This window comes from Frankia sp. CoWAU3 (genome assembly GCF_977971855.1).
Genome location: NZ_CDWWXB010000049.1, coordinates 5,203 through 17,158, shown reverse-complemented (window position 1 = coordinate 17,158; position 11,956 = coordinate 5,203). Strand labels below are relative to the sequence as shown.

General features: G+C 72.0%; 11 protein-coding genes. 3 read left to right on the top strand and 8 right to left on the bottom strand.

Annotated elements, in window-relative coordinates; all coding sequences use genetic code 11:
- Nucleotides 1-19: 19 nt before the first annotated feature.
- The 5 genes from AC08ON_RS07200 to AC08ON_RS07180 all read right to left on the bottom strand — a co-directional run bounded on the left by AC08ON_RS07200 (nt 20) and on the right by AC08ON_RS07180 (nt 5,727).
- Nucleotides 20-1,378, bottom strand: a complete 1,359-nt coding sequence (locus tag AC08ON_RS07200) for a class II 3-deoxy-7-phosphoheptulonate synthase (protein WP_476616670.1) — start codon at nt 1,376-1,378, stop codon at nt 20-22.
- A 211-nt stretch (nt 1,379-1,589) separates the two neighbouring features.
- Nucleotides 1,590-2,615 carry a 6-phosphofructokinase gene (locus AC08ON_RS07195; protein WP_476607525.1) on the bottom strand — a complete coding sequence of 342 codons (1,026 nt, stop codon included), beginning with the start codon at nt 2,613-2,615 and terminating at the stop codon, nt 1,590-1,592.
- 127 nt (nt 2,616-2,742) lie between these two features.
- Nucleotides 2,743-3,273, bottom strand: coding sequence for a polyadenylate-specific 3'-exoribonuclease AS (locus tag AC08ON_RS07190; protein WP_476607526.1), 531 nt, complete (start codon nt 3,271-3,273; stop codon nt 2,743-2,745).
- Between the two features lie 4 nt (nt 3,274-3,277).
- Complete coding sequence (locus AC08ON_RS07185) at nt 3,278-4,612, bottom strand: hypothetical protein (RefSeq protein ID WP_476616668.1); 1,335 nt, start codon at nt 4,610-4,612, stop codon at nt 3,278-3,280.
- A gap of 233 nt (nt 4,613-4,845) precedes the next feature.
- Nucleotides 4,846-5,727: a lysophospholipid acyltransferase family protein gene (locus AC08ON_RS07180; RefSeq protein WP_476607528.1), complete on the bottom strand. Its 882-nt coding sequence runs from the start codon at nt 5,725-5,727 to the stop codon at nt 4,846-4,848.
- A gap of 601 nt (nt 5,728-6,328) precedes the next feature.
- Here AC08ON_RS07180 and AC08ON_RS07175 point away from each other — a divergent pair.
- From AC08ON_RS07175 to AC08ON_RS07165, 3 genes are read left to right on the top strand one after another with little or no spacing between them, the layout of a single operon-like run.
- Nucleotides 6,329-7,126: an alpha/beta hydrolase gene (locus AC08ON_RS07175; protein WP_476607529.1), complete on the top strand. Its 798-nt coding sequence runs from the start codon at nt 6,329-6,331 to the stop codon at nt 7,124-7,126.
- A complete protein-coding gene (locus AC08ON_RS07170; protein WP_476607530.1) occupies nt 7,119-7,967 on the top strand; it encodes a hypothetical protein in 849 nt (282 codons plus the stop codon). The genes AC08ON_RS07175 and AC08ON_RS07170 overlap by 8 nt, the downstream gene beginning before the upstream one ends.
- A gap of 50 nt (nt 7,968-8,017) precedes the next feature.
- Complete coding sequence (locus AC08ON_RS07165) at nt 8,018-9,262, top strand: ornithine cyclodeaminase family domain (RefSeq protein WP_476607531.1); 1,245 nt, start codon at nt 8,018-8,020, stop codon at nt 9,260-9,262.
- Between the two features lie 99 nt (nt 9,263-9,361).
- Here AC08ON_RS07165 and AC08ON_RS07160 read toward each other — a convergent pair whose 3' ends face one another.
- The 3 genes from AC08ON_RS07160 to AC08ON_RS07150 form a co-directional block, all read right to left on the bottom strand.
- Nucleotides 9,362-10,420: an ROK family glucokinase gene (locus tag AC08ON_RS07160; RefSeq protein WP_476607532.1), complete on the bottom strand. Its 1,059-nt coding sequence runs from the start codon at nt 10,418-10,420 to the stop codon at nt 9,362-9,364.
- Complete coding sequence (locus AC08ON_RS07155) at nt 10,417-11,007, bottom strand: hypothetical protein (protein ID WP_476616667.1); 591 nt, start codon at nt 11,005-11,007, stop codon at nt 10,417-10,419. Before AC08ON_RS07155 ends, AC08ON_RS07160 begins: the two co-directional genes overlap by 4 nt.
- Nucleotides 11,004-11,956, bottom strand: a 953-nt coding sequence (locus tag AC08ON_RS07150) for an ArsA family ATPase (protein ID WP_476616666.1), incomplete at its 5' end; no start/stop codon positions are given. The genes AC08ON_RS07155 and AC08ON_RS07150, both read right to left, overlap by 4 nt.

The following is an 11,956-nucleotide window of genomic DNA, read 5'->3' as shown; positions in this document are numbered from 1 at the left end:
TACGGAAGACAGGTCTAGCTCACGAGGGCCACGGCGCGCCGCGTTCTCCCCGCGTGTTCTGCAGCATCTCGGCGACGAGGAAGGCCAGTTCCAGCGCCTGCCCGGTGTTCAGACGGGGGTCGCAGGCGGTCTCGTAACGGCCGCCGAGGTCGTCTTCCCCGATGAGTTCGGCCCCACCGAGGCACTCGGTGACGTTCTCCCCGGTCAGCTCGATGTGCAGGCCACCGGGGTGGGTGCCCAACGCCTTGTGGACCTCGAAGAAGCCGAAGACCTCGTCGAGGACATCGTCGAAGTGGCGCGTCTTGACGCCGCCCACGTCACGGGTGTTGCCGTGCATCGGATCGCACGACCACACCACTGGCGGCCCGGCGGCGTTGACCTTCTCGATGATCGGGGGCAGCGTGTCCCGGACCCGCTTTGCCCCCATCCGGGAGATCAGGGTGAGCCTGCCGGGGACATGGTCGGGGTTGAGCCGCTCGGCAAGCTCGAGGACCTCGTCCGGGCCAGCCTTCGGCCCGATCTTGCAGCCGATCGGATTGCCCACCCGGGACAGCAGGTCGACGTGGGCACCGTCGAGGTCCCGGGTCCGCTCGCCGATCCAGATCATGTGGGCGGACAGGTCGTACGGGTCGCCGGTGGCGTCCTCGATCCGGGTCAGGGCACGCTCGTACTCCAGCAGGAGGCCCTCGTGACTCGTGAACAGCTCGACCCCGGTCAGCGCGACGGTCCGATCGAGGTCGATGCCGCAGGCGGCCATGAAGGCGAGGGCACGCTCGATGTCCGTCGCCATCACCTCGTAGCGGCGACCCGCCGCGGAATCCCGCACGAACGCCTTGTTCCACTCGTGGACCTTCGACAGGTCGGCGAAACCTCCGGTGGCGAAGGCCCGCACGAGGTTCAGCGCGACTGCGCTCTGGTGGTAGGCGGCGACCATCCGCGTCGGATCGGGCCGCCGCGCGGCGGCCGTGGGCGCGATGTCGTTGACGGCGTCGCCCCGGTAGGAGGGCAGCCCGGTGCTGGCCTCGATGTCCGCGGACCGCGGCTTGGCGTACTGCCCGGCGATGCGGGCGACCTTCACCACCGGCGTGCTCGCGCCATAGGTGAGGACGACCGCCATCTGCAGCAGCGTCTTGACCTTGTCCCGAATCTTGTCGGCGGTGTTCGCCACGAAGGTCTCGGCGCAGTCACCGCCCTGCAACAGGAACGCCTCGCCCCGAGCGACCAGCGCGAGACGGTCGGTCAGGGACCGGATCTCGGGGGCGGTGACCAGCGGGGGGAGGGCTGCGAGCTGGTCATGGGCGGCTCTCAACTCCGCCGGGTCGGGCCAGGACGGCTGCTGCTTGGCCGGAAGGGCCCGCCAGAGATCCAGTACGCTCACCACACCAGGGTACGGCCCAGGTCGAGCTCGAGCGGTCACCGCCGCCCGACATCTTCCCGGAATCGGCGTCTTCCCTTGGACAAGCATCCGCCCGGAAATCGGCACCCGGCCCTGGCTCCCGAATCGGGACCGGATCCTGGACCGAAATCGGATCCTGGAGCGGGATCGGTTCCCGAAGCGGATCCGGCCCCACAGCCCGCCCCTCCCCCGGTCAGCCGAAGAAGATCTCGGCCTCGTGGTAGAGCTCCTCGGGCACCGTCTTGAGCTCGCGGGTCGCATCCTGCAGCGGAATCCGGTCGATGCGGGTGCCGTGCAAGGCGACCATCACCCCGAAGTCGCCTTCGTGCACGGCGTCGACGGCGTGCAGTCCGAAACGCGTCGCGAGCCATCGGTCGAAGGCCGTGGGCGTGCCGCCGCGCTGCAGATGCCCGAGCACCGTCGCGCGCGCGTCACGACCGGTGCGGGCGCGGATCTCGGTCTCCAGGACCGCCCCGATGCCCTGCAGGCGGACGTGCCCGAAGGCATCGACCTCGCCCTCCTTGGCGACCAGGGTACCCGTGATCGGGACGGCACCCTCGGCCGCGACGATGATCGGCGCGTAGTGGGTGGCGAACCGGGCTTCGACGAAGGCGCACACCTTGTCGAAGTCGAACGGCCGCTCCGGGATGAGAATGACGTTGGCTCCCCCCGCCATGCCGCTGTGCAGAGCGATCCACCCGGCATGGCGGCCCATGACCTCAACGATCAACACCCGGTGATGGCTTTCCGCGGTGGTGTGCAGCCGGTCGATCGCCTCCGTGGCGATGTTGACCGCGGTGTCGAAACCGAAGGTGTAGTCCGTCGCAGAGAGGTCGTTGTCGATGGTCTTGGGCACTCCGACCACGGGCAGTCCCTCGGCGTGCAGTTGGGCGGCCACCCCCAGGGTGTCCTCCCCGCCGATCGCGATGAGCGCGTCCACCTCGGCAGCGGCGAGGTGCTCGCGCACCAGCGCCGGCCCGTCCACGGCGGCGTAGGGATTGGTGCGGCTGGAGCCGAGGATCGTGCCGCCACGCGGGAGGATCCCCCGCACGGCCGCGATGTCCAAGGGGACCGTCTCGCCGGTCAGCGGCCCTCGCCAGCCGTCCCGGTACCCGACAAAGCCGTGGCCGTAGACGCTCTCTCCCTTGCGCACGACGGCCCGGATCACCGCGTTGAGTCCCGGGCAGTCGCCGCCGCCGGTCAGTACGCCGATCCTCATCCCGAGTCCTCCCGTCGACCGTACACCGCTTTCTCCGGCGGCAGCGTAGCGGGAGAGTCACACTTCAGGACAACAGCGCGGTCACGTGGCGTGGCGATGACGAGGCCGCCACGGCCACGTCATCGACTCATCGGGATGGGTTCGACCCGGCGGCGACCTGGGCGCGCAGCGGGGCGAGAACCCGCCACCGGGCGAGGTTGTGCAAGGCGTCGGCGAGCGCATCGTGGGCGTTGGGCGGCGGTGCGGGAAGAACCGGCCGGCCCACTTCCTCCCACAGCTGACGCAGGTCCCGGGTGAAGCGGGGCAGCTGGGCGGGCAGGGCGGTCATCGTGCCGAAGAGCTGGCAGAGCACCACGTGGTCGTAGGCCCCGTACCAGGCCCACAGCTCGGGGGCACCGCCCGCGGTCAACAGCGCGGCGATCTCGTCGCGGATTCGGGCCCGCGGCTTCCACGCCTCGTCCGATGGCGACGGCAGCTGGTCGAGGACGTTGCGACGGACCCAGGGCACGGCCCACGACGGGTCGAACTCGGTCGACACGGCATAGTACCGCTGTGTGCCGTCCTCACTGACGATTCCGACGCTGACCAGATCGAGCCAGTGATGACCGGTGTCGGTGCGTTCGATGAACTCGGTGTCGTAAAAGAAGCGGGTTCCCACCGGCTCAGTCTCCTCCGGCCGAGGTGTCCGCCATGGTCGGCCGCTCGGCCACGGACCACCCCGGGCCGGGGCCCGAGCGCCGGCGCCACGGGCGCAGCAAGGCCCCGAGCAGCAGCGCCGCCAAGGCGGCACCGACCAACGGCAGCAGCCACAGCAGCGGCCCGGAGTACTCCTCCGTGGCGTCATCCCCGGACGCCGCCACCCGCGGAGGACCGTCCGGTCCCGGCGACCGCCCTCCCGCCGGGACGATCGCCGGCGTCGCGCGGCAGCCTGCCGAACCCGCGACGGACGGCGGAGTCACCGCGGGACCGGTCGCCGGGGAGACCCGGACCTCGACCCGGGCGGCGCCGGGATCACTGACGAGGCAGAGCAGACCCGCCCCGGGCGCGGACGTCACCCGCGCCCCGGTGACCTGCACCTGATAGCCCGTCGGATAGGACCAGGCCGGCACGCTGATCGCGGTCGCCGTGCCGGCAGCGAGGGGCGGCCCGGCCGACGGCGCGGTCCGGTAGGCCACCGTCAGCACCCGCGACGCGTCGAAGCGCAACACCTCCGGTACCCCGGCGATGGCCACGGGGTAGGGGCGGACGATGTCCGCGGGCGGGGCGGGCGCCCGGCGTTCGGCGCCGCCGCTCCCGACGGGCGCGGCGGTGCCCGCCGTGCCCCCGGTCGGGCTCGGGACGTCGTAGAACCAGCTCAGGCCGAACGCGTCGGCGGAGGCGACGAGACCGCGGACACTGACCGCCGACCCGTCCTTCCAGCCGACCAGGTATCCGGCCGGATCATTGACCGCCACCGTCGATGCGGCGTCGAACGGGGCAGGCCGCTCCCGCCACAGCAGGTGCGCGCCGTCATGCGCGGCCACCGCCGCAACGAGACCCGCACCGCCGCCACCACCATCGGGCACCTCGTAGCCGAGCAGGCCCGGCACATCGCGGAACCGCGTCGCCAACCGTTCGAGCCCCGCGGCGAGGCCGGCGACGGAGGGCACGTAGCCCACCGAGGCGGGCACGATCCGCAGCGTGACCCGCAACCCGCGGTCGGTGAACATGCGGGTGAGGGCAGCGGCCTGGTCGAGTCCGGGGTCGGCGGGCGTGGTCGCCGCGCCGGCACCGTCGAGGACCGGCCCACCGGAGGTCGCCGGGAAGCGGCCGCCGCTGGCCATCGGGACCGCCAGGCGCACCCCGGTAAATCCGAAGCCGACCCAGGTGTCGATGTCCCCGGCGGTGGGCGTCACCCCGGCCGGCACCGTGATTCCGTGCAGGACGACCACCCGGCGATCACTGTCCGTGAGATACGTTCCCGAGCGACCGATCGTATCGGCCGGGGCGGCGCCCACGGACGGTCCAGCGGGTCCAGCAGGTGCGGCGGGGGAACCGGCCGCCGAGGCCCCGGGTACCGGGCCCGTTCCCGCGAGGCAGCCGACGATCAGGCCGAGCGCGACCAGAAGTGGACGCCGTCCCGGGAATCGCCGGGGATGTTCGAAGCCGCCGCGACGCCGACCGATCGCCGTCCAGCCAGGAACGCTGTCACCACACACCGGACCATCCTGCCGTGCCCACCGCAAACGGGTCAGACCGCCCGGTCGATCCGGTCTTTGGTGGCACGTGGGTTCGCCGGCGCCGTGACCGGCAGCCCGAGCTGATCCGGAGACCGAGCCGGCGTCGCCGCCCCAGAGGAACCCGGCGCTGTGCCGGTGGACGCCGGGGAGACCGATGCCGTGCCGGTAGACGCCACGGCCGCCCCGGCAGCCGCCTGTGCCCGGGCAGCCGCGAGCTCCTCCTTGGCCCGCTTCGCGTACAGGTCCACGTACTCCTGGCCGGACAGGGCCATCAGCTCGTACATGATCTCGTCGGTGACCGAGCGCAGGACGAAGCGATCATCTGCCATGGCCGCGTAGCGGCTGAAGTCGAGCGGGCGGCCGATGCGGATGCCGACCCGACGGATCTTCGGCACCAGCTGGCCCGGCGGCTGAACCTCGAAAGTCCCGATCATCGCCACGGGGATGACCGGGACCCCGGCCTCCAGCGCCAAGCGCGCGACACCGACCTTGCCGCGGTAGAGCCGGCCGTCCGGGGATCGGGTGCCCTCCGGATAGATCCCGAGCAGGCGGCCCTGGCGGAGCACCCGGACCCCCGAGCGCAACGCGCCCTCGCTCGCCTTGCCGCCGCTGCGATCGATCGGGATCTGGCCGACGCCGCTGAAGAACACCCGCTTGAACCACCCCTTGACGCCCGCCTCGGTGAAGTAGTCGCTCTTCGCCAGGTAGGTGACACGGCGGGGGACGACCAGCGACAGGAAGAGGTGGTCCAGGAAGGAGAGATGGTTGCCGGCGAGGATCGCGGGCCCCTCCAGGGGGATGTTCTCCGCCCCCTCGACCCAGGGACGCCAGAACAGGCGCAGGGCAGGTGTCAGGAATACCTTGACCACCCAGTAGAACAAGACAGCTCCCACCTGGTCACCGCCGCACGACGACGGCCCGCCGGGGGCGCCCGTGGCCAGTCGCCCGTCTTCATCCGCCGACGCCGATCACACCTGGCCCGAACCTCCCACGAACCGACCGGTCGGTCGGGCACCGGGGCGCACGCCGCCGGTCCACGACCCGCGGCCTCGCCGGGGTCCGCCACGGAGACCCCGACGATCCTTGCGACCCCACCGCGCCGGGGCGCCCAGGGCCGGGTCGCAAGGATGATGGGCTTGCTCGAGCCTAAGGAGAGGTCATCACGACGTCCACCGAACGGGGTCTACCCCGCTCGGCGTGTCATTCTCCGGTGCCGGCCAGGAAACCTGACGGCGGGCCCCCAACCCCCCGCGGACCGCGCCTCGATCCCGATGTCCCGCGCGCGTAACCACCCATCACCGATATCATCAGGCGGAGACTTTCCGTCCGGCGGCTTCCGTCCGGCGATGTTGCCCGGCGAGTGAGACACGCACGACCGTGGCCTCAGCCCGCGGACCGTGCGAGCATGCGTTTACCGGCGTTTTCCCTCCGCGCGTCGCCGGACCCGCATCGCGGCATACGGGCGGGCGCGCGAGGCACGAAGGGCGGATCACGATGGCGGGTGTCACCGGTGCGGCCGTCCTCCCGGGCGCGGAACCGTTCGAGTTCGAGGGTGGGTCGGTCGGCGTGCTGCTGGTCCACGGGTTCACCGGCTCCCCGGGCAGCATGCGGCCCTGGGGCGAGTACCTCTCCGCAGTCGGACTGACAGTCTCGTGCCCGCTGCTGCCCGGCCATGGCACCCGCTGGCAGGACATGGTGCCCACTACCTGGCCGGACTGGTATGCCACGGCGGAGACCGCGTTCCTGCGGCTGCGGACCACCTGCGAGCAGGTCTTCGTCATGGGGCTGTCGATGGGCGGGACCCTGGCCCTGCGGCTGGCCGAGCAGCACGGCGGGGACCTCGCCGGCCTCGTCACGGTGAATCCCAGCCTCACCACCGACCGGTGGCACGCGGCGTTCGCCCCGCTGCTGAGCCGGGTGATCCCCGCCGTGCCTGGTGTGGCTGGCGACGTGAAGGCCGAGGGCGTGCCCGAGATCGGTTACGACCGGGTACCCTTGCGCCCGTTCGCGTCGCTGCGCCAACTGTGGGCGGTGACCCGGCCGGAGCTCGGTCGGATCGTCTGTCCGGTCCTCACCTACCGCAGCGTCGTCGACCATGTGGTGGAAGCCAGCTCCGGCGCGATTCTGCTGGCCGGGCTGCGCGCCCCGGCCGAAGAACGACTGCTGGAGAACAGTTACCACGTCGCGACGCTCGACAACGACCGAGAAACGATCTTCGAAGGAAGTCTGGAATTCGTCCGGCGGCACGCGCCACGCGCGCTCGTGCCCGACGCGCCCTGCGGCGATGACTGAGCGGTCACCGGGTTCAGGACCCGGCGAGCACCGGCCCTCGCCGACGGACGGCGCCGCGCCCGAGGGGGCTCCCCTCGGCGGGCCGGGCGGCGCCCCCGCCGGTGGCGGTGGCACCTCCGCGAACCGCGAGGAGCCGACCAGCGGCGGATCCACGCCCGGTGCCGCGCCCACGGCCGGCCGGGGTGGCGGCGGTCTCGACGGCGACAGCGACGGATCCGCGACAACCGCGGGGGGCAACGCACCGCGGCCCTCCCCGCGCTCCCAGAAAGCCGACGACGCCGCGTTCTTCGAACTCATCGCGCGCTTCGACGAGGAGCCCGAATCCCACCGGTGGCCGGCTGCGGAGGATCTGGACGACACCCGCCGCCCCACTGTGATCATCCTACGTCCGCCGTTCGAGCCGGCTGCTCCGCCCGTGTCGGAGGACCGGACCGAACCCGGGCTCGACCAGTTGCCGTTCCCGTCCACGGGCGGTGAGGGCGGCCGACGGGGACGCGGCGGCACCGAGGACCTCGTCGTCGACTTCGGCGATCTGTCGGGTTCCGGCCAGCTCCCGGAGGGTCTGGACGACCCGGATCTGGACCCGGACGGTGAGCACTACGAACCGCCACCCCCGCCACCGCTGCCACGGATCAGGCCCGTGACACGCTGGGCGCTCGGTTCGATCGCCCTCGGTGTGATGTTCCTCGTCGTTCCGGACCTGATCGACTTCAACCAGTCCCGGACCCAGAACGTCGCCGGGGTTCTGCTGATCCTCGGCGGGGTCGGCACGCTGGTCGCGCGGATGGGAGACCGTCCGCCCACGGACTTCGACGGCCCCGACGACGGCGCGGTGGTCTGAGCGCGGCGTGGCAGCCGTCGTACCGGCACCGAGATGGAAGGGCGTGGGGCGTGCAATATCACGAAAAGGTCGAAGTCCACGGACATCTCATGGATACGGGCGTGCTGGCCCGGGTTCTCGATGACGTGCTGGACTATGGCGGTGACTATCGGGTCGTTCGTATCGACCTGGGGCGCAGCCACGATGACGAGTCCCACGCGGTCATCACGGTGGGGGCCGACTCACCGAGTCAGCTCATGCGCATTCTGATGCGGATCCAGGTCCACGGCGTGAACAAGATCGAGTCTGGCACGGCCCGGTGCGAGCCGGCCGACCGCGACGGCGTCTTCCCCCCGGACTTCTACTCCACCACCAATCTGGAGACCGTCGTCCACCTCGACGGCCAGTGGGTGCCGGTGGAGCATCCCGAGATGGACTGCGGCCTGGTCGTCTCGCACGGCCGGGTGCGAACGGTACCGGTCACCGACGTGCGCGCGGGAGACATGATCGTGTGCGGCGTGGACGGGGTGAAGGTCGTCCTGCCGGTCACCGCCCATTCCAGCCGGATCTACGAGGAGTACGAATCCCTGGCCGCCCCGCTGCCGAGCTCCACCCAGCCGCAGGCGGTCCTGGTCCGGGCGATCGCCCGCCAGATCCGCGAGGTGAAGGCCGAGGGCTCGCAGGTGCTCTGGGTGGCAGGTCAGACGGTGGTGAGCACCGGAGCCGGGCCGGCGCTGGTCGCCCTCGTCGGGGCTGGCTATGTCGACGTGCTGTTCGCCGGCAACGCGCTGGCGACACTCGACGTGGAGGCTGCCCTCTACGGATCGCCGCTGGGGCTCGGGCCGCTGCGTAGCGGCCGGGTGCAGCGCGGCAGCGAGCAGCACATCCGCGCGGTCAACACGATCCGCCGGGAGGGATCCATCCGGGCCGCCGTGGAGTCCGGCGTGCTCACCCAGGGGATCATGCACGCGATGGTCAAGGCCAACAAGACCTTCGTGCTCGTCGGATCGGTCCGCGACGAAGGCCCGCTGCCCGACGTCCACACCGACGTCCTGGCAGGCCAGCGGGCGATGCGCGCCGCGCTACGGGGGGTGGCGTTCGCCCTCATGATCGCCAGCGCCCAGCACTCCGTGGCCACCGGCAACATCCTGCCGGCCTCGGTCCCGGTGGCCTGCGTGGACGTCAACCCCTCGACGGTGCACGCCCTCATCGAACGCACCAGCGCGCACGCGGTCGGCGTCGTCGCCGACACCGGGCTGTTCCTCGAGGAGCTCGCCGCCGAACTGGTACCCGACTACCGGGCCTCCCCCGCGTAGCGGCTTCGCCGCTACGCGGGACCCCTGTCGCAGGGCGCCGTACGGGGTCTCCGCCGAATCGCCTTCGGCGACCCTCCTGGGATCGCCGTGGGGGTCGGGTCAGAACCGGGCGAGGTCGGCCGCGCCTACGAGGCCCGCTTGGGATCCGAGCTCAGCGATGACGATGTCCGGCTCGGAACGGTAATCCCGCCCGGGCATAGCGGCCAGGAGGCTCTGCCGGGCCGGGCCGAGCAGCAGCTCGCCGGCGTCGGAGACGCCGCCGCCGATGACGAAGCGGTTCGGGTCGAGCGCGGCGACCAGCGTCGCCATGCCCTCCCCGAGCCAGTGGCCGATCTCGGTGAAGCACCTGATCGCCGCCGGGTCCCCCTTGCGCGCCGCCTCGGTGACGTCCGGGCCGGTCAGCGCGTCGACGCCACCGCCGCAATGCTCCAGCATGGGCACGGCCGCACTCGGATCCACGGTGGCGATGTTCTTCGCCAGCCGGACCAGCGCTCGCCCGCTCGCATACTGTTCCCAACACCCTCTGTTACCACAACCGCACGGATACCCGTCGGGTACCACCCGCATGTGGCCCATCTCGGCGCCGATACCGGACGCGCCCCGGTAGAGCTCACCGCCCAGGACGATGCCGCTGCCGATGCCGGTTCCCACCGTCAGGCAGACGAGGTCACGCCGGCCACGGCCGGCCCCGAAACGGTACTCCGCCCAGGCCATCGCGTTGGCGTCGTTCTCCACGACGACGGGCAGGCCGATGCGCCCCCCGACCTCGTCGCGCAGGGGTTCGTCGCGCCAGGCGAGGTTCGGTGCGAACAGGACGCGGGACCGGTCCGAGTCGACCCACCCGGCCGCGCCGATGCCGACCGCGCGCACGGCGTGGTCGGCACTGAGCTCCGCGACGACGCTGGCGATGGTGTCCGCGACCTCGGCTGCCGAATGGCCCGGGGTGGGCCGACGCAGGGAAGTGATGATCGTCCCCGCACCGTCCACGACGCCGGCGGCGACCTTCGTCCCGCCAACGTCGATGCCGATCGTCAGGCCCTCCATCCGGTTCTCCGCCGGCAACGGGCCGAGGACCGCGCCGGCACGCTCGGCGCGCGGAACCGTCAAGCTGCCCGGAATATCCAGGTTCTTCGAACTATCGGGAGTAGCGATGCTCACGTGATATCGATCCTCTGCACGCGGGGTCTAAGCGCGGTGGCTGGTTGGGTGCCGGTGGTGTCCCCCGGCCATGGATGATCCCCGGATGCGGGGCGCGCCGTCTCGCGCCGTCGCGGCGTGGCGGGCCCGGGAGCGCCCTCCCCACCGGCACCGAGGGCGGCGCGGAACGCCGCGGTCAGGGATCCGGCCGCCGCGAGGAGATGGCCAACCACCTCGGGGCGGTCGCCAGCGAGGCTCGACAGGAGCCGGCACAGCGGGCACACGGCGCAGGGCCAGGTGTGATCCGCGGGTCCCGGCGCCGGATCCGCGTGGGGATCGGGCATCGCCGGCGCATCGTCGGCAGCGGAGCCCGCCGCCGACGATGCGCCGGGACCGGGGGGCCCGGCGGGACCGGGGGACAGATGCGAGGCGGCCCAGTCCCGCAGGGCGTCAGCGAGCAGGGCGGCTTCGACCACGAGCGACCCGCGGCCGGGCAACGCGGACGGGTCGGGGGGAGGCGTGCCGGGGGAAGGCGTGCCGGGGGAAGGCGTGGTGAAGTCGGGCCCGGCGCCGGCGGGCCGGCCCGGGGTGGACCGCTGCGTGGTCATACCCGCACCCACTGCCGCGGGTCCGGAACGAACGAGACGACCAGCCGGTCGTCACGCAGCCGGGCGGTGCTCACGTTGCAGCGACGCAACGCCGCGGGCAGCGGAACGGCCCGCCGGTACGACCCCACGGTCACCACCAGGTCATCACCCAGCCGGGCCAGATCGATCTGGGAACTGTCGACGAACGGCAGGCCGAAGGACAGCGCAAACCCGTCCTCGGTGCGTTCCACCCGCGGCTGGCCGCTCGGGCCGATGAGCGGCTCCCCGAGAACACTCCCCGGATCGAGCTCACCGTAGGTCGCCGCGCCGAAAGCGGCCAGCTCCTCCAGGCCGATCGGTTCGCCCGCCCGGTAGCCGACCGGGAGGACGGGGGTGGGCATGAAGGCCGCGGTGATGTCGGCGAGCTGCTCGCGGTGAACGGCGGCCCACCCCGCCCGCCAGGCGTCCGCGTTCGCCGGCGGAAAGATCCGGTTGACGACGACGCCGTCCAGAGTGAACCCGTGCAGCGACAGCGCCGTAAAGCTGCCGCGGGCCGCGGCGAGCGCCGAGCTCTCGGGGGTCGCCACCAGCCGGACGCTGGTGGTGGCGTGGTCGGTGAGGATCGCGCGCAGGTCGACCGCCGCCCGGTGCAGGCGGGAGACGGTGTCGTAGGCGGGGGCCGCCAGCGCACTCCACCGCCCGCCGAGCGCCGCCGCCCAGCCGAAACCGGGTCGCAGCCAGCGCGCGAAGGCACCGTCGGGCGGCAGCAGCCGGCGGCAGTACCACGACAGCGTCTCGGGAAAGGCCAGCAGCCGCACCAGCGCCGCCGCCGGGCCTCCGTCGACCACCACCAGGTCGTAGTTCTCGCTGGTGAGACCGTCACGCAGTTCGAGCAGCGTCAGGGTCTCGACGGCCCCCGGCAGGAAGGCCAGCTCCTCCAGGTCGAACGGATCGACGTTGATGGCCGGCC